Raw genomic sequence first — 23,732 nt, forward strand, 5'->3', positions numbered from 1 at the left:
ACAATACCATTATTCTTTGCGAGTGCAAGCCTTTTTCTGAGAATTTTTCACAAATTTTTCAATAAGAAGCGCAGACTTGATCCCAGGAGCTTCTTCCACTCCGGATGAGACATCAACGGCTTGGGCGCAGCTGACCCGTACAGCCTCGCTCACATTGTCAGGGGTCAGTCCACCGGCAAGAAGCCACGGAGCAGGAGCCTGCCACTGGCGTGTCAGCGTCCAGTCAAACACCCGCCCCAGCCCACCGGGGCGGGTATCTCCTTTCTGGGCCGGTGCTTCGATGACATACCCATCCATGGCTTTCGAGACAGGCAGATCGTGCTGCTGGGCGACGCCACGGGCCAACCAGACGGGCCGACCTGCCTGCTCTTTCAGGGTGAAAGCAGTGGCTTCATCTGTATAGAGTTGCAGAATATCCAGAGGGATACGCTCCAGAACGGCAGCAATCTGCTCATGGGTTGGCCGCACAAAAAGCCCGACACGAAGAGGCCCCCCCGCAGAGGGAGACGCTATGGCCTCATGCAGCCGGGCTGCCTGTTCCGGTCGGACAAAACGGGGGGAGGCGGAATGGAACACAAGACCAACCCAGCGCACACCCGATACGGCACAGGCTTCCATATCTTCTGCCCGTGTCAGACCACAGATTTTGACGTCAACCTTCACAAGGTCGCAGCCTGCAATTCATCCTGAATGGCCTGTGCGGCGGCGGCGGGATCATTCGCCCGGGTGATGGGACGGCCAACCACGATCCAGTCGGCACCAGCCCGTGCTGCCTGTGCTGGTGTCATGATGCGCTTCTGGTCATCCGTGCTGCTGCCTGCGGGACGAATGCCCGGAACGACAAGTGCTGGTTCGTCACCCAGAGCATCACGCAGCGCCGTAATTTCATGAGCTGAACAGACCAGACCATCAGCTCCGGCCCGGACAGCCATCCGGCCCAGCCGTACCACTTCCTTTAGCGGTGTGGTGTTGATGCCTATCTCCGCAAGGCTTTCCTCATTCATGCTGGTCAGTACAGTCACAGCAAGGAGCTTGGGGCGCTTCCGCCCGTCATCGAAAGCCTCTTCCAGAACTGCACGGGAGCGGCTGATCATCTCGGCACCCCCAAGTGCGTGAATGGTCATCAGGCTCGGCTGGATGGGAGCCAGAGCCCGGAGGCCAGAGGCAACCGTGTTGGGAATGTCATGCAGCTTCAGATCCAGAAAAAGCTCCTGCCGGGCGGCCAGACTTTTTACGGCATCCAGCCCGCAGGCATAGGTGAATTCCAGACCAAGCTTGATGGCATCAACCTTGCCTTCCAGCGCTGCTGCCCAGTGCTGGGCCTGGTCGTGGGAGGCGGTATCCAATGCGGCAATGAGGCGGGTACGACGAATAGACATGAGGAAATGGTCTTATTTCTGTGAAGAAGGCTGGATCGCATCAGAAGTGGGAGCAACACTGCCCGCCTTGAGCTGGTCGAGCCGCTGATGCAGCTCGATCAGCTGTTTCTGGGATGTACGCAGCTGTGATTCGGCCTTGCGGGCGCGGCGACGCTGGCGCAGTTCGCCTGTCAGGCCAAGCAGCAGCCCCAGCACGAGGGACGGCACGGCAAGCAGGGTGATGAGTTTTCCCATTTTGATGGAGAAGCCGAATGAGGCCAGCCAGACGGTGGCATCATCAAGATTGCTCATGGCGAAAATGGCCGTAAAGGCCAGAAAAAGAACGATGATCAGAAGGCGAATCATGCGGATTGCTCCTACCCTGCCTCGTGGCAGTAAACAAGATGGACCAGGAGGGTCATGAAGAATGCTGGTGAATGTTGTTGGCGGACTCTAGAAGAACTCGCCCATTCTGTCATCCATCTGTTTTGTCTTTACATGATCTTGATGAAAGGAGGTGTAGTTATCCTCCCTAAAAAGGGGAAACTCTGGTATTAGGCGCTCAGGCGTCGTCTCAATGCTGGAAAGGCTGGTAGAAGCAAGATGGACACGGATGGGACCTTTTTCGAGGCGGTAGCGAATGATCGGGCAAGGGCTCCTGTCTGGAGTGAATTTGATGCCGCCTGGTACCGTCGCCGTTATGCCCGGCAGCTGGCAGAGGCGGGGACGGTCTGGACGGACGGACAGCTTGCCGAGCGATGGCAGAGCGGTGAGGGACGGGAAGGAACTTCACCCAACAGGTATTTTGATGAAGAATGGTACCTGAATGTCTATCCTGATGTCCGGCGTGGCGTGCAGGAGAAAGGTATCTTTCAGAGCGGGTTCCAGCATTATGTAGATGTAGGCTGCCAGAGCTGCTCTGGACACTGGCTTTTCTCGGCAGAATACTACTTCAAGGTGAATTCGGACTACAGTCTCCGGGCCATGCGTGAGGCAGGGCATGTCAATGCCTATGACCATTTTCTCCGTGTCGGGGATTATGGTTTCCGGTCGCCTCATTTCCTTTTCGATGCCGAACTCTTCATTCGTGAATGTCTGGGGAAAAACATTCCGTTTGATCCCTCCCAGGGGGCCTTCAGCCAATATCTGGCCCTCGAACATCCTGACATGAAAACAGTCAGGACGTCCTGGTACTTCGATCCTGTCTGGTATCTTGAAAAATATCCCGATGTTCTCAAGCTGATAGAGGATGGCGTATTTACAGGGCCACTTCACCATTACATGGGATGTGACAATCCCAGCGCTTATGATCCGAACCCTTATTTTGATGAATCCTATTATCTGGCACAGAATCCTGACGTAGCTGATGCTGTGAAAAGCGGAATGTTCCGCAATGGTTATGCCCATTTCATCCGGGCAGGGATCAGTGAGCTGCGCAATCCATCGGCTGATCTGGATTTCAGGGCGTTTGTGGCCACGCTGGATATGCCCCAGTCACTCAACAAGGCACACGTGGACAATCCCTTTCTGCTCTGGATTTTACAGCAGGAAGGGCGGACAGGTGCCGAAATTCCCGGGATTTCCATTACTGCCGCCAACAGGCTGGCGTTATGCAAGGTCGAAGCCAGTCTGCCCTCCCTGTTCAGGAAGCCTTTGAGGTTCGTGAATCAGGCGTCTCCCCAGCTGAGTGTCGTTCTGTTTTCACAGGGCAATTATCTGCTCGATATTGCAACGCTTGCTTCCCTGCATGCGCAGGGTATTCCCGACATGCAGGTCGTCGTGGCCAGTACGGGCAACACCCTTTCCCGGCAACGGCTGGATCAGGCAGTAGAGGGGTTGCGGCACGTTGTCAGCGACAAGCTCCAGCCCCTGGCGCAGCAGTTGCGGGAGAGTCTGCCTTTTCTTGCCGGTGAGCGCATCCTGCTTCTGGAATCCGGCGTGCAGCTGTTGCCCATGGCCCTGTCCTTTGCCATGGCTTCCATGATGGCTGAAGAAAGTGAGGGGGGCGGCAAACTTCTTACAAGCACCAATACCGTACTGGAAGCAGGTAGCGCTGTATGGCGTGATGGCAGCATCACGTGCCATGGTCAGGGAGAAAAAGGACAGGCCCAGTCTGTCAGTTTCCAGAAGATGGTGGAAGCCATTCAGGGGGGGCTGCTGTTCTGCCATCGCACAGCGATGGAACAGGCACTGCACTACCTGGAAGGGCACAGGGTGGAGCCTTTCTTTACCTGTTTTTCCATGGCGTTGCGGGCCACGGGGCGGACCCTGTCTTATTGGCCAACCGTACAGGCCAGACTGCTGAATGCCACGCCGGAAAGTTATGCGAGGCGGACCATGGGAAAGGATGCCTTGCGGCGTCTATTCCCCGTTTTTCTGCCCAGACATGCCGTGGCCCGAGGGGACGCCCGCATGGGCAAGAGCTATCGCCCTCTTGTCATGATGGTTTTCCCCCATCTTCCACGCCTGATTGAAGGTGGTTCAGCACGGCGGGTCATGCAGCAGATTGATGCTTTCCGTTGGCTGGGCTGGCAGGTGCTGGTTGTCGGTCTGGACCGGAAAGAAGAAGACAGGCTCGTCATTCCTCATGATTATCCAGCTGATGTGGAATGCTGGCGGGGTGTGGATGATTTTTCATCCTTCCTGCGGGACCGGTTGACCGACATGAAACTGCTCTGGATTGGTGGAACGCATGTTCTGTCCCGTCTGGGGCCGGTTCTTGCCACAGGGGACATTTCCCTTCAGGACAAGCTGATCGTTCTTGATACTGTCAATCAGGACGGCACGGCCCTCAGAGCTGTGGAAGAGCATCTGCGACGTCTCGTTGGCATTGTGGATGAGCCGGCACGTCTCATGAGGGAAGCCAGAAAAGAACTGGATTATGCGTGGCTCTGCCAAGGCATCGTGACGGGTGATGAGCAGACAACCGCACTGCTGCACAGGCTGGGCTACGGCAATGTCACAGCTCTGCCTTATGCTGTTTCATGCCGGCAGCTGGGCAAACAGGACGAATTTGAACGGCGGCAGGGTATTTTGTTCCCTCTTTCTATCTACCGGGCAGGGGATTCCGGACATGACGGATTTGACTGGTTCTGCCTTGCCGTGATGCCCCACTTGCAACGTCATTTCAGTCTGCCACCTTCCATCGGGATCGGAGGGTATCATCATCCTTTGGTCGATCTGGGATTTTATGAGCGCCTGGCACCACTGGATGGCTTGGCCGAAATGGATACGCTGCCCAGGATGATGCAGCGATGCCGTATTCTCATGGACCCCTCGCGGGTCCCGGCCACACAGGCTACCGAGATACTGGAGGCCGCCGGTCAGGGCATCCCGGCCGTGCTGAACAAGGTTCAGATGGAACGTCTGGGCTGGAAGGATGAAGAAGAAGCTCTGGATGGTGGTTTCAACGATCCGCAGCATTTCGCCCGGCAGATCATCCGTCTGTATGAAGACCCGACTCTCTGGGACCGGATACGGCGCAAAGCGCATGAAACGGTCAGGGAGAGGCACGGCCATGGTCGCCTGCATGAAGCTTTTGGGCGGTTCATCGAGGCATTACTGAATGGGCCCGCTACGGTAGCCCCCCCTGCCGGGAAGGAAGGGGTGTCGCTACATCGCTCCTTTGCACCAGCCCCTCTGCGCATCGTGTTGAAACCGGCTGGAGACCCCCCTGCCGCCGAAGATAAAGATGAAGAGTCGGAAGACGGGCTGGAGGATGAATTCATGCCGCTTCCCACTCATCTGGGTGTGACATTGCCTGAAGAAGACCAGAATCAGAAGGAACAGGCTGACAATGACTGAACGTATGGCCGCAGTCCTCCAGCATGTGGAGGCCACCAAGGAGACGGCACTGGAGCGGCTTTGTGAACTGTTGCGGATTCCCAGCATTTCCACACAGAAGCAGCACAGGGATGATTGCCGGAAAGCCGCACGCTGGTTGGCGGACGAATTGCAGGGGCTTGGCTTTACGGCGTCTTTGCGGGATGTTTCATGGGCAGAACCGGGGCATCCAATGGTTGTCGGGCATGATGATGCCAATGCAGAGAAGGTACGGAACGGGCAGACCCACGTTCTCTTCTATGGTCATTACGATGTTCAGCCGACAGACCCCGAAGCCCTCTGGTTAACGGATCCGTTCGAACCCTGCCTGAAGAAAACCGGCGATGGCCGGAAGGTCCTCGTGGCCCGGGGAGCGAGCGATGACAAAGGGCAGGTGATGACCTTCATCGAGGCCTGTCGGGCATGGAAAGCTGTTCATGGGGATCTCCCCGTGGCTGTCAGTTTTCTTCTGGAAGGTGAAGAAGAATCCGGTGGTGAGAATCTGCTTCCCTTTCTCAAGGAGAATCAGGAAGAGCTGAAAGCTGATATTGCCCTGATCTGTGATACCGCCATGCCGGACAGGGAGACCCCGGCCATCACGACCTCTTTGCGTGGCACGGTTGCCGAGGAAATCGAGCTCGTTGCTGCCAGCCAGGACCTTCATTCCGGCATGTATGGCAATGCTGCGGCCAATCCGGCTTTTCTGCTCTGCCAGATCATCAGTGGCCTGCGTGATGAGCAGGGGCGGGTCACACTGCCCGGTTTTTATGACGGTGTGACCGTGCCGGATGAGCATACCCGCCAGCAGTGGCGGACACTCTATCCTGATGATGCAGCCCTGCTGGAAGATGTCGGCCTGTCCCATGCTGCTGGTGAGCGGGGCTTCAGTGCCATTGAGCAGACATGGTGCCGTCCGAGTTTTGAGGTCAATGGCCTTGCTGGCGGGTATCAGGCGGATGGCTTCAAGACGGTCATTCCGGCCCGGGCTTCGGCGAAGGTATCATTCCGTCTGGTACCGGGGCAGGACCCACTCAGGATTCGGGACTCCTTCCGGGCTTATGTCCGTGCAGCCCTGCCGGAAGATGTCGAGGTTGTCTTTACGGGGCATGGAGCTTCATCCGGTTTTGCCGTGAATCAGGACAATCCCTTTCTTCTGGCAACATTGGACGCTCTGGGTAAGGAATGGGGCAAACCGGCCGTCATGACTGGTTGTGGAGGCTCGATCCCGGTAGCAGAGGAAATCCGTGAAGCTTTGGGCATGGATGCACTCATGGTGGGATTTGCTCAGGCTGATGATCGGATACACTCTCCCAACGAGCAGTATGGTCTTGATTCATTCTTCCACGGGATACGCTCATGGGTCCGCATCCTGGCTGCCCTGGCCCGATGAATCGTATAAGACCAGGCATGGCGCAACCTGTTGCCCTGACCATGGGAGACCCGGCTGGCGTGGGGCCGGAACTGACACGCCGTGTCTGGGAGTGTCTCAGAACGGCTGGGCGACCTTTTTTCTGGATAGGGGACCCGGTGCTGCTGGGAGGCAACACACCCTACCGGGAAATATGCCATCCGTCCGAGGCAGCCGCCTGTTTTGCAGAAGCCCTGCCCGTACTGGCGCTTTCCTGTCCGGAACCGGTCAAACCCGGGCATCCCTCAACAGGCAATGCCGTAGCGGTGATCGAGAGCATCAGAAAAGCTGTTCATTACGCTCTGTCAGGGGCAGCCGGAGCTGTCGTGACCAACCCGATTGCCAAGCATGTGCTTGCAGCTTCCGGTTTTCCCCATCCGGGGCATACAGAGTTTCTGGCAGCTCTGTGTGGTGCCCGTGGCAGGGAAGTCATGATGCTGGCCTGCCAGCAGCTCAAGGTTGCTTTGACAAGCATTCATGTATCGTTGAGACAGGCTATCGAGACGCTTTCGGCAGACCGCATCATGGCTGTGAGCCGGGTAACGGCATCTGCCCTGCAACGTGATTTCGGTCTGGTCCAGCCTCGGCTTGCCATTGCAGGGCTGAACCCTCACGCAGGTGAAAATGGCATGATGGGGGATGAGGAAAGCTGCATCATAAAACCCGCTATAGAGGCCTTGCAGCGGGAAGGGCTGGAGGTAAGTGGCCCCATGCCACCAGATACCATGTTCAGTGCCGCTGTCCGTCCCCGGTACGATGCGGCAATCTGCCTGTATCACGATCAAGGCCTCATCCCGGTCAAGACATTGGACATGGCTGGAGGTGTCAACGTCACACTGGGTCTGCCCATCATCCGCACATCGCCAGATCATGGAACAGCCTTTGATATTGCCGTCGGTCCGGGTGAGACAGGAAAGGCAAGCATTTCAAGCCTTTCATCAGCGCTTGCCATGGCCCATGATATGGCAAGCCAGCGTGTCATGAGTGATGCGCAGACTCCATGAAGAGGGAAAGGAACAGCCCATGATCCGTCTTGGTATCAATGTTGATCATGTTGCAACATTGCGGAACGCACGGGGTGAGCGCTACCCCGACCCTGTCCGTGCTGCTGAGCTGGCTCTGGAGAATGGGGCTGATGGTATTACGGCCCATCTGCGTGAGGACCGCCGCCACATTCGGGATGAGGATATCCGTCGCCTCCGGGCGCTTTCGGCTCCACTCAATTTTGAAATGGCTGTCACGGACGAAATGGTGACCATGGCCTGCGCACTGAAGCCCCACGCCTGCTGCCTTGTGCCCGAAAGACGGGAGGAATTGACAACAGAAGGTGGGCTTGATGTCGTAGGATTACGAGAAAGTCTGGCCCCGCATGTCAGCCGCCTTCTGGAAGCTGGCATCCGTGTTTCGCTGTTCATCGATCCAGAGCCGGAAGCCATTCGCACGGCGGCTGCTCTGGGAGCTCCGGTAGTTGAACTGCATACGGGAGCCTACGCTCTGGGGAAAGAAGGCGAGCTGGAACGTCTCCACAGGGCTGCCCATATGACAGCTGAATGCGGGATTGAACTTCATGCCGGTCATGGTCTGACCTATGAGAATGTCTCTCCCATCACGGAACTGCCTGGGCTGAAAGAACTCAATATCGGCCATTTCCTGATCAGCGAAGCCGTCTTTGTCGGGCTGGGAGCTTCCGTGCGGCGGATGAAAGATCTGCTTTCCTGAAGACTTCATCAACCGTCATGGAGAGGTCCCGTCACTGGGACCTCTCTCAGGATTCAGTTGGGCTGTGTGTTGAAGATGGGCAATCCATTATTGCCCTGCTGGATACTGAATAGCCCATTGTTACGACGGACCTTAGGGATGCTCCCGTCTTTAGGAGCTGGCTGGATAAGAGGTTCGTTCGGCTTATGATCGTAATTCGGAACAAATTTACTTGATTTGTCGGAATAGGTGGCCTCTGGCCGCTGCTCTTCCGTGGGCATGGAATGAAATGCCGAAATCGGCCCCATGGGCCAGACGCCCGGAGCATCACGCATTGTTCCTTCAGGCTGTCGTGCACAGCCGCGTGTCAGCATGGAGCAGATACCATCTTCGCCAATATATTCGTCATCGTCGCCCGCATAATGGATCTCGGCAACCCGATCATGATCCATACGGACAAGCATCCGGCAGCTTGAGCCAGCTCCACCGAAAATAGACTGATAGGCGCTGATAGCCGAACTTACTGGAAGAAGGCCAGAGCTGGGGAGAGGGGCGATCGAACGGGAAATGTCGTATTCCCAGATCGCCGTACTGTCATTCAGTGATTTGGTCGAATTGGGAGCCCCCGCACAAGCCTGCAGATCATAGCTTGTCATGCCGATCATTTCATATTGAGCTTTGTGAGCCTCATGGGCATCCCAATAACCGCAGGCAGAGAGGCCGAGCGGCAGCATACAGGTAAGCCGGAACAGGATTTTCTGAAATGTCATTCTCTCTCCATCAGAGTAGAAAGGCAGGCAATGGGGGGACTGCTTTATCATGTTTTTCTTTCTGTCTGAAAGATGGGTTTTAGTCTCCAGTGCAATCGGTTAGAGAAGGAGGAGCCGTTTCCCTTTTTGGAGTTTGCTTTATGGCCGATATTTCCGCTGCTGAGGTTCCCCGCCTGCAAAAGGCACTGCGCCGTCTGCTGGGCTCTCCGGAGCTGACAGTTCAGGTCCCGCCACGCAAGGGCATGAGTGTGGAAATCGCAGTGGCTGGTGAAGTCGTGGGGACTGTGTATCGCGATGAGGATGAGGGCGAGGTCTCCTATGCCGTCAACATGACAGTGCTGGAAGAAGACCTCCCTCCTGCCTGACCTGTAGCGGTCTTACCGGTACAGCAGGAAACCTCTCATCCTTGATGGTGAGAGGTTTTTTCATATGCAGGTACTGCTTTCAAAGCAGAGGTGCACAGCTCTGACGGAGCCACGGGTGCAGCTCATCTTCCAGCAGTGGCAGGAGCTTTTCCAGAACCGTGGCATGGTACTGGTCCAGCCAGTGCCGTTCTTCTGCTGTCAGAAGCTCCATGGCGATGAGACGGCGATCTATGGGGGTGTGGGTCAACACCTCGAACTCCAGGGAGGGCCGTACGGTTCCGGGCAGGGAACTTTCCCGAACGAGCAGCAGGTTCTCGATACGGATGCCGTAAGCGCCAACCTCGTAATAGCCCGGTTCGTTGGAAAGGATCATCCCTGGTACAAGGCCGGTCGGCCGTGGCGCTACGGAGATGGATTGAGGCCCCTCATGGACGGAAAGATAACTGCCAATGCCATGGCCGGTACCATGATCAAAATCCAGTCCCTGATTCCAGAGAGCCGCCCGGGCAAGAGTATCCAGCCTGTAACCTGGCAGTCCCATGGGGAAACGCTGGCGGCTCAGGGCAATATGCCCCTTCAGAACTGCCGTGAAAGCTTTCTGGATGGCGGCAGGTGCTTCATCCGGGCCAGTCCAGATAGTCCGTGTGATGTCCGTGGTGCCGAAAGGATATTGCGCCCCACTATCAACCAGATAGACGCTGTTTTTCTGGAGGATGCTGTCATGCCCGGCTTCGGCCCGGTAATGAGGGTAAGCGCCGTTGGGACCAGCCGCAGAAATTGTCTCAAAACTGGGGCCCCGATAATCAGGGGACATGGCCCGGAACGCCTCAAGGCGATCGGCCAATTCTGTTTCACGATGGCCGGGGCCATGTTCTTCCAGCCAGTGCAGGAACCGGGCCAGAGCAATGCTGTCCAGTTCATGCGCCCGACGGTTGCCATCCTGTTCCACGGTTGTTTTGATGGCTTTGGGAAGAGTGCACAGGTCCGGCCCATCAGCGATGTGAGCTCCGGCGTCCTTCAGGACCATGCTGAACCAGACTGGCGTCGTGGCAGGGTCCAGCCGTACGGTTTTTCCGGCCAGGGCCTGCAAGGCCTTCGACAGTTCGGAAGGAGGGAATGGACGTATGCCTGAATCTTCCGGGGCATCATGGAAACGGGTCACATCAGCAAAAATGTCGGCCGAACCATCAGCATGAAGCAGGCCGTACGCATGGGCGACAGGGGTCATGGCAATGTCACTTCCCCTGATGTTCAACAGCCAGGCGAGGGACGGGCAGTCCGCAAGGATCATGGCATCCTGCCCCGCTTCATGCAGCTGCCGGGCCAGACGATCCCGCTTGCTCCGGCTTGTTTCCCCTGTAAATTCGAATGGTTGGTGATGGATCAGATTGGCTGGTGAGGGAGGCTGATCATGCCATGACATATCTATTGGATTGTCAGACAGGGGTACGAGCTGAATACCATCCGTCTCCCATGATGAGAGGTCTCTCTGGCTGGTCAGCCGGGGGTCATACCCGATGCGCAGCCCTTGCGCTTTCTCAGCCAGCCACTGCCGGGGAGGATGCTGGCCGCCATGACGGGTTTCCCACAATGCGGCAGGAGCCTGCTCGGCCATCTGTACGGTGTAGCGGCCATCGGAAAAAACACAGCCGGTTTCTGCCAGCAGGATGGCAAGGCCAGCACTGCCCGTAAAACCGGTTAGCCAGGCCAGTCTTTCAGAATGGGGCGCAACATATTCCCCCAGATATTCATCACCCCGGGTGACGATGACACCGGAAATGCCAAGTCTGTCGAATTGCTGGCGGACGAGAGCAGGACGGTCCTGCAAAGGAATGGATGAAAGAGACACAGACGCCACCATGGAAAAATGGGAGAGAACAGTCAGGCTGGTTTCCGAAGGATCAAGGTACTCCAGGGGCCTTCCCTGAGCTGCTTTTCAAGGATCAGGCCCTGCCTCTGGTGGGCAACCAGCACCATGCGGGCCTGGGTATTGAGCAGTCCGGCCAGGATGGCTGTTCCCCCTGCCTGAAGGTTGCGGGCAAGATCCTTGGCCATGCGGCAGAGAGGACGAGCCAGAATATTGGCAAAAACAAGATCATAGGGAGCATTGCGGCGAACAGCTTCCGTATGCCAGCCATTGCCGAAGCGGCAGTCCAGCAGGGGGCCGAGCCTGTTCAGCCGGGCATTGGAAGCTGCAACACGGACAGACCATGGCTCGATATCCACGGCCAGAACAGGGCGATGCAGCAGGCGAGCCGCTGCCATGGCCAGAATACCGGACCCACATCCCATGTCCAGAATATGACGGGGGCGCCGATGGGCAATTTGTTCCAAGGCACGCAGGCACCCGCGGGTGGAACCATGTTCACCGGACCCGAAAGCGATCCCGGCATCCAGTATGATGTCCAGCCGATTGGAAGGTGACGTCTCCTTCAGATGTGTCCCCCGGATACAGAACCGCCGTCCGACATATTGGGGAGGGAAGGCTTCCTGCGTACGGGCCAGCCAGCCCTCAGCCTCGGTGTTCTGCCGGTGCAGGGGGGCGTCCACGCCTGTCATGGCACGGACAAGCGCCAGGGCGTTATCCAGCTCCTCCTCATTCCGCCCTTTTTCCTTGACGGCTTCCAGCCGCCAGTAACGCTGCTCATCATCCTCTTCGAACATGCCGACCGTGTCACAGACCCCAAGCAGGGCCTGCTCAAAAAGTGGAACGTGTATTTCCTCCACCACAATGGAAAGCGTCTCCAGCGCCCGGGCATGGCGGGAACCAACATGGGTGGGGGCAATAGGGCTCTGTTTTGTCTTCACGATACGACCTCTATAAAACCGGCCATGATCCGCTTCAGACCGATATTTTCAAAATTGATGGACAGACGATCCCCTTCAACCCCGATGACCACACCTTCACCGTAACGGTTGTGGCGCACCGTCGCTCCGATGGGGACGGCAGGCTGCATAGCGGACGGTCTGGCCCGCTGCTGTCCTGACAGAACCTGAGCCCTGTGCCTGAAAAATGACCTTGAGGGCAGGGCGTGACCGGCCTCTGCAACATTCCGTAAAACCTGTTCTTCAGGCAGTTCATCCAGAAAGCGGCTTGGTATGGAATCCTGCCAGTTTGTATAAAGCCGACGACTGTTTGCATGGGATATGATTACCCGCTCACGGGCACGGGTAAGACCGACATAAGCGAGGCGCCGTTCTTCCTCCAGAGCCTGGTTTCCACCTTCATCCAGAGAACGCTGGGACGGGAAAAGGCCTTCCTCCCATCCGGGCAGGAAAACCGTTGGGAACTCAAGCCCTTTGGCGGCGTGGAGCGTCATCAGGCTGACCTTGTCCGGATCGTCCTCGGCATTGTCGCTGTCCATCACAAGGGCGATGTGTTCCAGAAACGCATCCATTGTTGGAAACTCACCAATCGCCCGGATCAGCTCCCGGATGTTGTCCAGCCTGCCGGCGGCTTCTATGGTCTTCGGGTCATCCCGCCACATGGCGAGATACCCACTTTCTTCCAGCACCATGTCAGTGGCGACAACATGGCCTTCCTTGCCGACAGTGTCTCTGGCCCTGGAGAGGCTGTCCATCAGGTCCGACAGCGTGGCGGCCGCCTTGCCCTTCAGCTGCCCCTGTTCCAGCTGATGCTGAAGCGTCTGTTGAAGGGACAGCCCCCTCTCTCTGGCAGCATTCCGCAGACGGGTCAGGGCAACACTGCCAAATCCCCGTTTGGGCAGATTGACGATGCGCTCAAAAGCCAGATCGTCAACGGGATACAGCACTGCCCGCATATAGGCGATGGCATCCCGTATCTCGGCCCGTTCATAAAAACGCAAACCGCCAACAATCTGATAGGGGATGCCCATTTTCATCAGGGCATCCTCAAAGGGACGTGTCTGGAAACCAGCCCGCATCAGGATGGCGATGGAACCGTAAGGATGACCTTTTGTGTGAAACTCCTGTATCCGGCGGCCAATGACACGGGCCTCGTCATCCGAGTCCGGCATGTTGATGACCTCGACAGGATCACCCTCCATGATGTCGAGCCCAGGCCGCAGAACCTTGCCCAACCGTCCCTCATTATGGGCAATGACCTGCGAAGCCACGGTCAGGATGCGGGGGGTGGAACGATAATTCTGCTCCAGCCGGATGATCCGTGCACCGGGAAAATCTTTCTCGAAACGGAGGATATTGGCGATGTCGGCACCACGCCATGAATAGATGGATTGATCGTCATCCCCGACGCAGGCAATGTTAGAAGGTTGTCCATCCTGCCTTCTGGCCAGAAGACGCAACCACAGATACTGGATGGTGTTCGTATCCTGATATTCGTCAACCAGAATATAGCGGAAGCGTTTCTGATACTGCTCCAGTACATCGGGATGCTGACGGAGGATGGTCACCACATGCAGCATGAGATCCCCGAAATCACAGGCATTCATTTCCTTCAGACGTATCTGATAGGCAGCGTAGATGGCCGGGAGCTGGCCATTGGCCAGTTCAGGTGTCTGCGCAGCAGTGATGCCATCGGGCAGCAGGGCCTGATCTTTCCATAACTGGATCTGATGCATGATCTGTGCCGGAGGAGAGCGCTTGAGGTCCAGTTTCCAGGGCTCGATGACCTGCTTGAGAAGACGGAGCTGGTCGTCCGTATCGAGAATGGTGAAGTTGCGCTCCAGCCCGACATGTGGCGCATGCTGCCGAAGCATGCGGGCACAGAGAGAGTGGAAGGTTCCCAACCAGAGGCCTTCCACTGGTCGGCCGAGGATGGCGCTGATGCGCTCCCTCATTTCCCGGGCAGCCTTGTTGGTAAAGGTCACGGCCAGTATCTGCTCGGGCCATGCCAGCTTTTCCAGCAGGATATGAGCGAACCGTGTTGTCAGAACCCGGGTCTTCCCGGTACCGGCACCAGCTAGAATCAGCAGGGGGCCTTGCGTCGTTTCCACGGCAAGACGCTGCTCTTCATTCAGCCCGTGCAGATAATCAGGACCGGAAGACGGAAAACGGGGGGAAAAAAGATCATCCATCACAATTATCTGGTATAATGCGGCTCATACCCGCTGGCTAGGACATAACCATAGATTGTGAAAAAAGCAGTTTCATCCAAACAGGGGCACAGGGCACGGATGAGAGAGCGCATCCTCACCCATGGAGCCGAGACCTTGGCCGACTATGAGCTCCTGGAGGTTCTGCTTTTCTACGCCATTCCTCGCAGGGACACCAACCCGCAGGCCAAAGCGCTGCTTTCCGCTTTCGGGTCGATAGGGAAGCTGTTGCAGGCATCTTCTGCCAGACTGGAGCAGCATGGTCTGAGCGAGCGCATCATGAGCCTTCTGGAACTGCCCGTATTGGCAGCACGCTCCCTCATGGAGAGTGATGAAGACATGCCGCTTCAGCTGGGCAATGCCAAGGCTCTGATGAATTATCTGAAAGGCACATTGCAAAGGACAGATGAGCCAGCCATCGGTCTGATCTGCCTGGACAGCAACAACGGCCTGATCATGGAAAAGCTGCTGCCAGCAGCCAGTAACCTTCATGCCCTCCACCGATCAATTGCACAGACACTTCTCAACTGCCACGCCACTGCGGCCATCGTCGTCTATTACCGTCCACGCAGTCCAGCCACGGCACTGGCTCCAGAGGTACGGGGGCTGAGACAGGCCTTGCGGTCTCTGGATGTCATCGTCCATGAAGGCATCCTGATTGGTGAGGGATGGTATGTCAGCATGAGTGAATCCGGGCTTCTATGAGGAGGATGACCATTACGGACCGTCTGCCCTCCGTCAGGGAGAGCTTTCACAAAATCGCATCATTTGTTGTTGCCGGGAAAGATGCCCGCAAGGAACTGGTTGAGCGCCTTCTGCGGCATCATTCTTCACTGGCTGAACTCATTTCATCCCAGCCAACGGACAGAAAGGCCATAAGCCGGGATGATGTGCCTCTGGCCGTATTCTGTGCTGTGCTGAAAGAGCTGGCCCATCGGTATGGACGGTCCCTGCTGCCAAAGGGCAACCTGCTGGAGCAACCGGAATTGCTGAAGGACTATCTGATGGTCCAGATGGCCAGGGAAAGAGTGGAACAGTTCCGGCTTCTTTTTCTGGATGACAGGAAACACCTCATCCGCGATGAAGTGCAGAGCCACGGGACAATCAACCATGTTTCGGTCTATCCACGTGAGATAGCAAAACGATGTCTGGCGTTGGGCGCAGCCGGAATCATCATGGTCCACAATCATCCGGGAGGGCAGGTAAACCCATCCCGGGGAGACATCACCATGACCCAGGCCATTCAGAAGGCATTGGCTGTCATCGATGTCTGTCTGATAGACCATGTCATCATCACAAGAAAAACCCAGACCAGCTTCCGCCAGCTTGGGCTTCTTGATGATGACTGATCAGTCCTCAAGCTGGGGCTGATAGCGGGAAAGAACCATGCTTCCGGGCAGCCCTCCACGAGGGAAGATGCGGTTTACATGGCCCATCTTGCGCCCCGGGCGAGCTTCCTCTTTTCCATAGAGGTGGATGGAGGCATTTTCCTCCCCCACGATCTCTGGCAGGAGCGCCATGTCATCCGGGCCAATCAGATTATGCATGTAGGCATCAGAATGGCGTCGGGCAGGCGGCAGGGGCAGCCCGGTCACAGCCCGGACATGCATTTCGAACTGGTCTACCAGACAGGCACTCATGGTCCAGTGGCCGGAATTATGAGGGCGAGGCGCAATCTCATTGACAAGGAGCCTGCCATCCCGATCCTCAAACAGTTCCACCCCCATGATACCGACAAGCCCGAGTTTTTCAGCCAACGTTGCGGCCAGGGTCTGCGCTTTTTCAGCCAGATCGGGCATGATGGGGGCTGGTGTGATGGAGACACGGAGGATCCCCTGGCGATGATGATTTTCCGTAACATCAAAGCAGCGCACGGTGCCTGCTGCATTGCGGACAACCATCACGCTGACCTCACGGGCAAAATCAATTTTCCGCTCCGCAACCAGCGGATAGGGGAGGGTGTCTGCCTCTGCTGCCAGAGAGTTGAAAGCGGCTTCATTCTCCAGACGGAACTGCCCCTTCCCATCATAACCGAAACGGGTTGTTTTCAGGATGCAGGGAAAGCCGAATGATGGAAGAGCATGAAACTCCTCTGCCGAACCGATTTCCCTCCAGGGGGCAACCGGCAGGCCGAAGGATTCCAGAGTGGTCTTTTCGGTGATACGGTCCTGGCTGGTTTCCAGAATATGACCGGATGGATGGACCGGACAGAACCGTGCCAGATGGGCCAGACCCTCTGCGCTGATATTTTCAAATTCAAACGTAATGACGTCACAGGAACGGGCGAACTGCTCCAGACACACCGGATCATCGTAAGCACCAACCGTGAAACGGGCCGATGTTTCCGCTGCCGGGCTTGGCTCACTGTTGGAGAGGATATGGACCCTATAGCCCAACCGGGCAGCGGCCACGGCAGACATGCGACCAAGCTGTCCCCCCCCAACAATGCCGATCCAGGCGCCAGGCTGTAATGCTTCCGTCTTCATCCTGCAGGAACCTCAGCCACGGAAGCCGTCTGCCGTACCCTGAAGGCTTCAAGCCTTTCGGCTATGCTGTCATCGGAGAGGGAAAGGACAGATGCAGCCAGCAGAGCTGCATTGATGGCTCCAGCCTTGCCGATGGCCAGTGTGCCGACAGGCACCCCGCCAGGCATCTGCACGATGGAGAGCAGACTGTCCTGCCCTTTGAGCGTGCGGCTTTCCACAGGCACTCCAAAAACAGGCAGGGTCGTCCATGCTGCACACATTCCTGGCAGATGGGCTGCGCCACCCGCTCCGGCAATGATGACCTTCAGGCCACGTTCACGAGCCGTTCTGGCATAATCAGCCAGCCGGTCCGGCGTCCGGTGGGCGGAAACGATCCGGGCCTCATAGGGGATGCCCAGAGCTTCCAGCTGCTCACAACCATGCTTCATGGTCTCCCAATCCGACTGGCTGCCCATGATCACACCGACTGACGGCGCTGGTGAGACACTCATCGTGTTCTGCCCCTCTTTGTCTCAGAAGCTGTTGCCGGTTTCATCACGGGACGGGAAGAGGCTCTCCGGGTCGATTGCCTCATGATCATTCTCAAGCGGCTTGCCTTCCCGGACGAGACGGTCATTGGCGGCCTGAACGGCAGCATTCAGGTCTGTCTGGGTGCAGAGGCCAAGGATGACGGGGTCACGAGGCTTGATGTTGGGGCTGTTCCAATGCTCACGGTTGCGGATTTTGGCAATCGTATCCTTGGTTGTGCCCAACAGGCGGACAATCTGGGTATCGTTCAGCTGCGGGAACTGGCGCAGGACAAAAGCGATGGCATCGGGGCGATCATGCCGCTTGGCCACCGGCGTGTAGCGTGCCCCCTTGGCACGACGGGCCACGGGATTGGGAGTGGCTGTCAGCTTGAGCCGGGCGGCGGGATTGGCCTCACAGCGCTTGATCTCGGTCTCAGTCAGCTGATTGTTTTTTACAGGATCATAGCCGTTGATCCCGCCGCCAACCTCACCATCAGCAATAGCCTGAATCTCCAGCGGGTGCATCCCGCAGAAAGTGGCGATCTGGTCAAAGGTAAGGCCGGTTTTCTCAATCAGCCAGACGGCAGTTGCCTTCGGCATTAGCGGCAGGGTCATGTCAACGCAGTCCTTTGCAGAGCGATAATATGGTCCGGCATCTGGCAGGGCCCGGGCCACTCTGGAAAAGAATCACCCGCCACCCGCATGAGGGGCGGTGCCTGCGACAATGCACGACAGTGCCGCCAAGATGCGTCAGAGACCATGAGAGGTCAAGATGGAAAGAAATAAAAAGAAACCCTCCACCCGAGGAAAAGGGTGGAGGGTTTCTCTATCCAGACATCCCGTAAAGGGAAACTGTCTTACTTCTTGATATTGCCAATACCGGAGAAGCGCTTGTTGAACTTGGCAACCTGCCCCCCTGTATCCAGAATACGCTGAACGCCCGTCCAGGCCGGATGGGTCTTGGGGTCAACGTCCAGACGCAGCTTCGCGCCGGGCTCGCCGTAGCAGGAACGCGTTGTATATTCGCTGCCATCAGCCATCACGACCGTGATTTCATGATAGTCGGGGTGGATACCGGGTTTCATAATATTTCCTGAACCTGATGAAAGAAGCTCCGATACCGACCGGAGCAGACGGAGCCCTCCATAAAGGATATGGCTCGGAAAATAAAGGTTGGGCATCATTCTTTTTGTTGATAAAGCGATTCTTAAAGACTTCATACAGTTTTGCCATAATACGCTGTATGCTACGGCAGGGCTCGGCTACATGGCACAGATCATGCCTGTCGTGCGGTCTAGATTCTTCAAATTTCAGGAAAAGGCTATATGAGTCCTATCAAAACACCTGGCTGGGTTTCTGATTTTCAGAAATTCATCATGCGCGGGAATGTCGTGGATCTGGCAATCGGTGTGGTGGTTGGCGCTGCTTTCAGCTCCATCGTCAACAGCGCCGTCAAGGATCTCCTGACCCCGATCCTGGGTCTTCTGACGGGGGGCGTGGACTTCAGCAACATCTTCATCACCCTGAAAGGGCCGGTCAAGGATACACTGGCAGAGGCACAGAAGGCCGGAGCCGTGACCATCAATGTGGGCCTGTTCCTCAATGCGGTCCTCCAGTTCCTCATCATTGCCTTCTTCATCTTCTGGGTAATGCGTCTGGTCGGCAAGCTGCACCGCAAGGAAGAAGCGCAGCCCTCCGCCCCGCCGGCTCCCTCCAAAGAGGAAGTGCTGCTGACGGAGATCCGTGACCTCCTGGCGGCACGCGCAGTAGAGAAATGACCCGTTTTTTCCCCATGAAAATGACGGCACTATGCGCCCTGGCGGGTCTTGCTCTGGCAGGCGTCCTGTCTGCCAGTTCCGCTAGGGCGGATGGTACAGCTTTCGGGGTCCCTCTGTCGCCCAATGCGCACCTTTATTCATATTTCATCATCAATGGAATGGCCCGTGGCGCTTTCCTGCTGGGCCAACTGCACCAGAAAGATATGCCCACGCTGATCCAGATGGATGAGGTGACCCGCAAGGCTGTGATCCACAATCTGGACTCACAGACGATCAGGTCGGACTTCAGGGCGGAACAGATACTGACCCGTTATCTTGGGCTTATCCTGAAATAGTTCCCGGGAGCTGGACAGGATACAGAAAAGGGGGCTCCAGAGCCCCCTTTTTTCTGACCATATTCCGGTGAAAAGGCTGGTCTCAGCCTGCTTTGCGCAGTCGCTTCTGCCCCATCAGGAGCAGAAGTGGTGCGGCAATGAAGATGGATGATGATGTCCCCACGACAATGCCGAACAGCATGACCGTAGCAAAGCCGGTCAGCGTGCTTCCACCAAACAGTGCCAGAGGCAGAGCGGCAAGGAACACCGTCATGGACGTACCCAGTGTCCGGTTCAGTGTTTCATTGATGGAAAGATCCAGCAATTCCCGCAGAGGCATTGCCCTGTATTTGCGGAGATTCTCACGGATACGGTCATACACGACCACCTTGTCATTTGTGGAATAACCCAAGATGGTGAGCAGTGCCGCAACCATGACGAGGTCAAACTCGAACCGTGTAACCACTAGAAAACCAATGGTTTTTGTCAGGTCCAGCACGAGTGTGATGACAGCACTCAGGGCAAACTCGCGCTCGAAGCGGAACCAGATATAGATGAGAATCATCCCGAGGCTGAAGAGGAGGGCAAGCACACCATCCCGAAACAGTTCGGACGACACGGACCCGCCGACAGCATCAGCCCGCTGGATCTGGACACCAGGAACAGCCTGCACGATGACCGTGCGGACCTGATCCACCAGCTTCTGGGTAACATGCTCATCTTCACCCCCTGGCGGAAGGTTGATGGCAATGCGGACATCCTGCGGAGACCCGAAAGACTGTACGGAGGCCGCATTGATGTGACCGGCCTTGAGGACCTCCCGCATATGGGCGGGATCTTCCGCTGCTGGAGAGTGGGTTTCCACGATGATTCCACCCCGGAAATCAAGCCCCAGATTGAGGCCCGGCGCGATGAACAGCACCACAGAGGCGATGGAGAGAAGGGCGGAGACAATCAGACCGGCATGACGGCCACGCATGAAGTGGATCTGTCGGTCATCACGTACGAAACGGAGAAGAGGGCGAGAAAACATGGCGATCAGACCGGCAATTCCTGTGGACGTTTATGAGCATACCAACGGACAATCAGCATGCGGGACAGCACCAGCGTCGTGAACAGCGTGGTGACGATACCAATGGTGATGGTCAGGGCAAAGTTGCGGACCGGCCCCGTACCAAAGACAAAGAGCATGACATGGGCGAGGAAGGCCGTAGCATTGCTATCGATGATGGTCCCTGTGGCCCGCTGGAACCCGGCCTGAAGCGCCTGAAGAGGTTTCCGGCCGTTCCTTACTTCTTCCCGGATACGCTCATTGATAAGAATATTGGCATCCACCGCCATGCCGAGGGTCAACAGGATACCCGCCATGCCCGGCAGGGTCAGTGTTGCTCCAAAAAGCGACAGGATGGCCAGGATCATGACCAGATTGGCAAACAGCGCAATGTCCGCATACAGGCCGAACCGGCCATAGAACAGCAGCATGAACAGTACGACCAGCACAAAGCCAGCCACAAGACTGACCACACCAGCATGGATGGAGGCCGCACCAAGGCTCGGCCCGATGCTGCGCTGTTCCACTACGGCAAGGGGAGCAGGAAGGGCCCCGGCACGGAGCAGCAGCGCCAGGTCGGAGGCGGAACGAGCCGTGAAGCGCCCGGTGATGATCCCGCGCCCCGCCGTGATGGGGCCGTTGATGACAGGGCTTGTCAGGATGTGACCGTCCAGAACGATGGCGAACGGCTTGCCGACATTCTCTGTCGTAATGCGGGCAAAGTCATCTGCACCTTTATTGTCAAACTTCAGTTCGACAACCCATTGCCCCTCATTCATTGTGGCAGCGGCGTCTGTCAGGTTGGCACCATCCACGTCGACCCTGTCCTCCACGGCGATTTCTCCACGCCCCTCAGGCAGGGGCAGCATGGTCGTGCCGGGACCAGCATGGAGCGGGTCTGGAGAGACGAGATGGAAGGTCATGCGGGCTGTTGTGCCCAGCAGGGTCTTGATACGCTGAGGATCGCTGATGCCCGGCAGTTCCAGCACGATGCGGTCTTCCCCCTCACGGGCAATGCTCGGGTCGATGGCACCGGTACTGTCGATACGGCGGCGGACAATCTCGATGGAGCGTGACACAGCCTCCCGGGCCCGGGCCCGGATGGATTCCGGTGTCAGGCTGATGACGAAGCGGCCATCTTTCTCATTGATGGCCAGTTCACCAGGAATGGAGGGCGTCAGTTCTTCCAGAACCTTCCGGTCGCTCTCCTTTTCACTTTCGGAGCGGGGCGTGAGCAGCACGGAGGCCGTAGCATCATCCCGCTGGATGAGCCGATAGCCAAGGTGGGCACTAAGCAGCCCCTGACGGATCTCACCTTCCAGTGACTGAAGCCGGTCATGCTGGAGGGTTTTCGTATCCAGCTGCAACAGGAGATAGGAGCCTCCCCTCAGATCAAGCCCCAGATGTACCTGATGCCAGGGCAGGGATGATGAGGGAGATTTCATGAAATTGGGCAGGCAGAGCAGGGCACTGATCAGACAGATGCCCACCACGCCTAACATCCTGAGGCGGCTGTAATACAACATAAGGGGTCAGAGAACCTCAAAAACGTGGAAATGAAGAGGCCAGAACTAATCTCGCAGATGGGTGCGACCATGCCCTCTCCAGTATTTTATTGCAACCATTATGCATGGCTGCATGGCGCCTTGCACAAGCATTTCCGGGTGCTATGATTCCTTTCATGAAGACGGAAAAGCTCCTTGATGTCGCCATTGCGGGTACCGGGCATTTTGGCCGTTACCATGCCCTCCAGGCTGCCAGACACCCCCGGGAGCGGCTGGTCGGGCTGTACGACCCTGATCATGGTCGTGCCCAAAGCATTGCGGAAGAAACGGGAACCTCTGCCTTCAGAAACTACGAGGAGCTTCTGGAACGGTGTGAGGCTGTCATCATCGCTTCCCCTGCCGAAACACATTATCAGATGGCACAACAGGCCCTGATGGCCGGCTGCCACGTGCTGGTTGAAAAACCTCTCGCCGCCACAAAAGAAGAAGGGGCCGCACTGGTACGCTGTGCTGGAGAGCAGGGACGCATCCTCCAGGTCGGACACCTGCTGCGTTATTCGGCCGAGCATCAGGCCATTTCAGCCCGCATGAAACAGCCTCTGTACATCGAGGCCACAAGGATCGCTCCCTACAAGGAGCGGGGCACGGATGTATCAGTCGTGCTGGACCTGATGATTCATGATCTCGACTTCATCCTGTCCCTTGTGGACAGCCCCATCCTCCATATTGATGCGATGGGCGCCGCCGTATCCAGTGCTCATGAAGACATCGCCAATGCACGTGTCCGTTTTGCCAATGGCTGCGTTGCCTCCATTACGGCCAGCCGCATTTCTCTCAAGACCGAACGGAAAATGCGTCTTTTCTCTCAAGAAGGCTATCTCTCGGCGGATTTCATGAGTCGACAGCTGGTTTTCATAAACCGTCATGAAGGAATACCCCTCCCGGGCAGCAATGGCTTCCGGCGGCAGAGTGTGCGGTGGCATGACCATGACAACCTGGCTGCCGAGCATGATGCTTTTGTGGCGTCCTGTCTGGATGGTGCTCCCGTGATGGTGGATGGACAGGCCGGTCTCAGGGCTCTTGACGCTGCCCTGAGAGTTGGTGAAGAGATACGGGCTGCGCAGGAGTTGATCCGGCATGCAGGTCTGATCGACTGATCAGGACACTATAGTGCATTTCCTTACGACATGAAGGGACAATCATCATGGACATGACTGACTACACGCAGCAGATCAACGCCATAAATCCTTATCTGAGCCTGCTGATCTTCGCCATCCTCATGCTCTCCATGCTGGCGCTGTATTTCCTGCCCAGCATCATTGCCATCATGCGGCAGCATCCCCAGAAATGGCTTCTCATCGGTCTGAATGTCTTTGCTGGGTGGACAGGGTTCTTCTGGATCGGCCTGCTCATCTGGGCACTCTGGCCAAAAGAAAAACTGGTGGCATTTCAGGATGGACAGGGCTGGGGCCCCTATCAGGCACATGATCGGACCCAATCTTTTGGAGGATCATTTTCTGACCGGCCAACTGAAACGCTGGAGCAGCTCGCCCAGATGAAAGACCGTGGCGCCCTGACAGAAGCTGAATTCGCCAAGGCCAAGGAACGTCTCATCAACCGCCTGTAACGGCA

Annotated in this window: 24 protein-coding genes; 11 read left to right on the plus strand and 13 right to left on the minus strand. The window is 56.9% G+C overall.

Annotated elements, in window-relative coordinates; translation table 11 throughout:
• Nucleotides 1-9: 9 nt before the first annotated feature.
• Genes DTQ13_RS08965 through DTQ13_RS08975 form a run of 3 tightly spaced genes read right to left on the minus strand, consistent with a single transcriptional unit; the run spans nt 10 to nt 1,724 of the window.
• Nucleotides 10-663 carry a phosphoribosylanthranilate isomerase gene (locus DTQ13_RS08965; RefSeq protein WP_248460622.1) on the minus strand — a complete coding sequence of 218 codons (654 nt, stop codon included), beginning with the start codon at nt 661-663 and terminating at the stop codon, nt 10-12.
• Nucleotides 660-1,379, minus strand: coding sequence for an orotidine-5'-phosphate decarboxylase (gene pyrF / locus DTQ13_RS08970; protein WP_248460623.1), 720 nt, complete (start codon nt 1,377-1,379; stop codon nt 660-662). Before pyrF ends, DTQ13_RS08965 begins: the two co-directional genes overlap by 4 nt.
• Nucleotides 1,380-1,391: 12 nt before the next feature.
• A complete protein-coding gene (locus DTQ13_RS08975) occupies nt 1,392-1,724 on the minus strand; it encodes a hypothetical protein (RefSeq protein WP_043560207.1) in 333 nt (110 codons plus the stop codon).
• 237 nt (nt 1,725-1,961) lie between these two features.
• Between DTQ13_RS08975 and DTQ13_RS08980 the strand changes: the two genes are divergently transcribed.
• Genes DTQ13_RS08980 through DTQ13_RS08995 form a run of 4 tightly spaced genes read left to right on the plus strand, consistent with a single transcriptional unit; the run spans nt 1,962 to nt 8,307 of the window.
• Complete coding sequence (locus tag DTQ13_RS08980) at nt 1,962-5,162, plus strand: glycosyltransferase (RefSeq protein WP_248460624.1); 3,201 nt, start codon at nt 1,962-1,964, stop codon at nt 5,160-5,162.
• Nucleotides 5,155-6,570 carry a M20/M25/M40 family metallo-hydrolase gene (locus tag DTQ13_RS08985; protein WP_248460626.1) on the plus strand — a complete coding sequence of 472 codons (1,416 nt, stop codon included), beginning with the start codon at nt 5,155-5,157 and terminating at the stop codon, nt 6,568-6,570. The genes DTQ13_RS08980 and DTQ13_RS08985 overlap by 8 nt, the downstream gene beginning before the upstream one ends.
• Before the next feature lie 17 nt (nt 6,571-6,587).
• A complete protein-coding gene (pdxA, locus tag DTQ13_RS08990; protein ID WP_248460627.1) occupies nt 6,588-7,592 on the plus strand; it encodes a 4-hydroxythreonine-4-phosphate dehydrogenase PdxA in 1,005 nt (334 codons plus the stop codon).
• Nucleotides 7,593-7,611: 19 nt separating this feature from the next.
• A complete protein-coding gene (locus DTQ13_RS08995; protein ID WP_043560193.1) occupies nt 7,612-8,307 on the plus strand; it encodes a pyridoxine 5'-phosphate synthase in 696 nt (231 codons plus the stop codon).
• Nucleotides 8,308-8,360: 53 nt separating this feature from the next.
• Here DTQ13_RS08995 and DTQ13_RS09000 read toward each other — a convergent pair whose 3' ends face one another.
• Nucleotides 8,361-9,056 (minus strand): hypothetical protein, encoded by a 696-nt coding sequence (locus tag DTQ13_RS09000; RefSeq protein WP_227431435.1) that lies wholly within the window; start codon nt 9,054-9,056, stop codon nt 8,361-8,363.
• A 140-nt stretch (nt 9,057-9,196) separates the two neighbouring features.
• On the opposite strand from DTQ13_RS09000, the gene DTQ13_RS09005 reads away from it, so the two are divergent.
• Complete coding sequence (locus tag DTQ13_RS09005; protein WP_043560191.1) at nt 9,197-9,421, plus strand: DUF3126 family protein; 225 nt, start codon at nt 9,197-9,199, stop codon at nt 9,419-9,421.
• A 79-nt stretch (nt 9,422-9,500) separates the two neighbouring features.
• On the opposite strand, the gene DTQ13_RS09010 is transcribed toward DTQ13_RS09005, so the two are convergent.
• From DTQ13_RS09010 to DTQ13_RS09020, 3 genes are read right to left on the minus strand one after another with little or no spacing between them, the layout of a single operon-like run.
• Nucleotides 9,501-11,270 (minus strand): aminopeptidase P family protein, encoded by a 1,770-nt coding sequence (locus DTQ13_RS09010; RefSeq protein ID WP_248460629.1) that lies wholly within the window; start codon nt 11,268-11,270, stop codon nt 9,501-9,503.
• A 32-nt stretch (nt 11,271-11,302) separates the two neighbouring features.
• Nucleotides 11,303-12,208, minus strand: a complete 906-nt coding sequence (locus tag DTQ13_RS09015; RefSeq protein ID WP_043561252.1) for a 50S ribosomal protein L11 methyltransferase — start codon at nt 12,206-12,208, stop codon at nt 11,303-11,305.
• A gap of 17 nt (nt 12,209-12,225) precedes the next feature.
• Entirely contained in the window at nt 12,226-14,439 is a 2,214-nt protein-coding gene (locus DTQ13_RS09020) for an ATP-dependent helicase (RefSeq protein WP_248460631.1), read from the minus strand.
• A 99-nt stretch (nt 14,440-14,538) separates the two neighbouring features.
• Here DTQ13_RS09020 and DTQ13_RS09025 point away from each other — a divergent pair, with 99 nt between their 5' ends.
• Nucleotides 14,539-15,162, plus strand: coding sequence for a JAB domain-containing protein (locus tag DTQ13_RS09025; protein ID WP_248460632.1), 624 nt, complete (start codon nt 14,539-14,541; stop codon nt 15,160-15,162).
• Nucleotides 15,163-15,167: 5 nt separating this feature from the next.
• A complete protein-coding gene (locus tag DTQ13_RS09030; protein ID WP_248460634.1) occupies nt 15,168-15,806 on the plus strand; it encodes a RadC family protein in 639 nt (212 codons plus the stop codon).
• Here the strand turns inward: DTQ13_RS09030 and DTQ13_RS09035 are convergent, their stop codons facing one another.
• The 4 genes from DTQ13_RS09035 to rpmE form a co-directional block, all read right to left on the minus strand.
• Nucleotides 15,807-16,943 (minus strand): 5-(carboxyamino)imidazole ribonucleotide synthase, encoded by a 1,137-nt coding sequence (locus tag DTQ13_RS09035; RefSeq protein WP_043560180.1) that lies wholly within the window; start codon nt 16,941-16,943, stop codon nt 15,807-15,809.
• Entirely contained in the window at nt 16,940-17,434 is a 495-nt protein-coding gene (gene purE, locus DTQ13_RS09040; RefSeq protein WP_248460635.1) for a 5-(carboxyamino)imidazole ribonucleotide mutase, read from the minus strand. Before purE ends, DTQ13_RS09035 begins: the two co-directional genes overlap by 4 nt.
• A 21-nt stretch (nt 17,435-17,455) precedes the next feature.
• Nucleotides 17,456-18,067, minus strand: coding sequence for a DUF1013 domain-containing protein (locus DTQ13_RS09045; RefSeq protein ID WP_248460637.1), 612 nt, complete (start codon nt 18,065-18,067; stop codon nt 17,456-17,458).
• 242 nt (nt 18,068-18,309) lie between these two features.
• Nucleotides 18,310-18,537, minus strand: coding sequence for a 50S ribosomal protein L31 (rpmE, locus tag DTQ13_RS09050; RefSeq protein WP_043560174.1), 228 nt, complete (start codon nt 18,535-18,537; stop codon nt 18,310-18,312).
• A 240-nt stretch (nt 18,538-18,777) separates the two neighbouring features.
• On the opposite strand from rpmE, the gene mscL reads away from it, so the two are divergent.
• Nucleotides 18,778-19,230: a large conductance mechanosensitive channel protein MscL gene (gene mscL / locus DTQ13_RS09055; protein WP_043560173.1), complete on the plus strand. Its 453-nt coding sequence runs from the start codon at nt 18,778-18,780 to the stop codon at nt 19,228-19,230.
• Nucleotides 19,227-19,565: a hypothetical protein gene (locus tag DTQ13_RS09060; RefSeq protein ID WP_248460638.1), complete on the plus strand. Its 339-nt coding sequence runs from the start codon at nt 19,227-19,229 to the stop codon at nt 19,563-19,565. The genes mscL and DTQ13_RS09060 overlap by 4 nt, the downstream gene beginning before the upstream one ends.
• Before the next feature lie 82 nt (nt 19,566-19,647).
• On the opposite strand, the gene secF is transcribed toward DTQ13_RS09060, so the two are convergent.
• A complete protein-coding gene (gene secF / locus DTQ13_RS09065; protein WP_248460640.1) occupies nt 19,648-20,577 on the minus strand; it encodes a protein translocase subunit SecF in 930 nt (309 codons plus the stop codon).
• 5 nt (nt 20,578-20,582) lie between these two features.
• Entirely contained in the window at nt 20,583-22,121 is a 1,539-nt protein-coding gene (gene secD / locus DTQ13_RS09070; protein ID WP_192848197.1) for a protein translocase subunit SecD, read from the minus strand.
• 155 nt (nt 22,122-22,276) lie between these two features.
• Between secD and DTQ13_RS09075 the strand changes: the two genes are divergently transcribed.
• Both DTQ13_RS09075 and DTQ13_RS09080 read left to right on the plus strand, forming a co-directional pair.
• Nucleotides 22,277-23,257 (plus strand): Gfo/Idh/MocA family protein, encoded by a 981-nt coding sequence (locus DTQ13_RS09075; RefSeq protein WP_043561244.1) that lies wholly within the window; start codon nt 22,277-22,279, stop codon nt 23,255-23,257.
• A 47-nt stretch (nt 23,258-23,304) separates the two neighbouring features.
• Nucleotides 23,305-23,727: a superinfection immunity protein gene (locus tag DTQ13_RS09080; protein ID WP_248460641.1), complete on the plus strand. Its 423-nt coding sequence runs from the start codon at nt 23,305-23,307 to the stop codon at nt 23,725-23,727.
• Nucleotides 23,728-23,732: the final 5 nt, after the last annotated feature.

The sequence above is a fragment of the Parasaccharibacter sp. TMW 2.1888 genome (genome assembly GCF_023167265.1).
GTDB classification, from domain to species: Bacteria; Pseudomonadota; Alphaproteobacteria; order Acetobacterales; family Acetobacteraceae; genus Bombella; species Bombella apis.

Excerpts from the sequence above, each read along its gene's own strand:
- DTQ13_RS08985 (WP_248460626.1), top strand. The coding sequence starts at position 5,155 with ATGACTGAACGTATGGCCGCAGTCCTCCAGCATGTGGAGGCCACCAAG.
- DTQ13_RS08995 (WP_043560193.1), top strand. The coding sequence starts at position 7,612 with ATGATCCGTCTTGGTATCAATGTTGATCATGTTGCAACATTGCGGAAC.
- rpmE (WP_043560174.1), bottom strand. The coding sequence starts at position 18,537 with ATGAAACCCGGTATCCACCCCGACTATCATGAAATCACGGTCGTGATG.
- DTQ13_RS09030 (WP_248460634.1), top strand. The coding sequence starts at position 15,168 with ATGACCATTACGGACCGTCTGCCCTCCGTCAGGGAGAGCTTTCACAAA.
- purE (WP_248460635.1), bottom strand. The coding sequence starts at position 17,434 with ATGAGTGTCTCACCAGCGCCGTCAGTCGGTGTGATCATGGGCAGCCAG.
- pyrF (WP_248460623.1), bottom strand. The coding sequence starts at position 1,379 with ATGTCTATTCGTCGTACCCGCCTCATTGCCGCATTGGATACCGCCTCC.
- secF (WP_248460640.1), bottom strand. The coding sequence starts at position 20,577 with ATGTTTTCTCGCCCTCTTCTCCGTTTCGTACGTGATGACCGACAGATC.
- DTQ13_RS09060 (WP_248460638.1), top strand. The coding sequence starts at position 19,227 with ATGACCCGTTTTTTCCCCATGAAAATGACGGCACTATGCGCCCTGGCG.
- DTQ13_RS08975 (WP_043560207.1), bottom strand. The coding sequence starts at position 1,724 with ATGATTCGCCTTCTGATCATCGTTCTTTTTCTGGCCTTTACGGCCATT.
- secD (WP_192848197.1), bottom strand. The coding sequence starts at position 22,121 with ATGTTGTATTACAGCCGCCTCAGGATGTTAGGCGTGGTGGGCATCTGT.
- DTQ13_RS09080 (WP_248460641.1), top strand. The coding sequence starts at position 23,305 with ATGGACATGACTGACTACACGCAGCAGATCAACGCCATAAATCCTTAT.
- DTQ13_RS09025 (WP_248460632.1), top strand. The coding sequence starts at position 14,539 with ATGAGAGAGCGCATCCTCACCCATGGAGCCGAGACCTTGGCCGACTAT.
- DTQ13_RS09020 (WP_248460631.1), bottom strand. The coding sequence starts at position 14,439 with ATGGATGATCTTTTTTCCCCCCGTTTTCCGTCTTCCGGTCCTGATTAT.
- DTQ13_RS09000 (WP_227431435.1), bottom strand. The coding sequence starts at position 9,056 with ATGACATTTCAGAAAATCCTGTTCCGGCTTACCTGTATGCTGCCGCTC.
- DTQ13_RS09045 (WP_248460637.1), bottom strand. The coding sequence starts at position 18,067 with ATGACCCTGCCGCTAATGCCGAAGGCAACTGCCGTCTGGCTGATTGAG.
- DTQ13_RS08980 (WP_248460624.1), top strand. The coding sequence starts at position 1,962 with ATGGACACGGATGGGACCTTTTTCGAGGCGGTAGCGAATGATCGGGCA.
- mscL (WP_043560173.1), top strand. The coding sequence starts at position 18,778 with ATGAGTCCTATCAAAACACCTGGCTGGGTTTCTGATTTTCAGAAATTC.
- DTQ13_RS09075 (WP_043561244.1), top strand. The coding sequence starts at position 22,277 with ATGAAGACGGAAAAGCTCCTTGATGTCGCCATTGCGGGTACCGGGCAT.
- DTQ13_RS09005 (WP_043560191.1), top strand. The coding sequence starts at position 9,197 with ATGGCCGATATTTCCGCTGCTGAGGTTCCCCGCCTGCAAAAGGCACTG.
- DTQ13_RS09035 (WP_043560180.1), bottom strand. The coding sequence starts at position 16,943 with ATGAAGACGGAAGCATTACAGCCTGGCGCCTGGATCGGCATTGTTGGG.
- pdxA (WP_248460627.1), top strand. The coding sequence starts at position 6,588 with ATGGCGCAACCTGTTGCCCTGACCATGGGAGACCCGGCTGGCGTGGGG.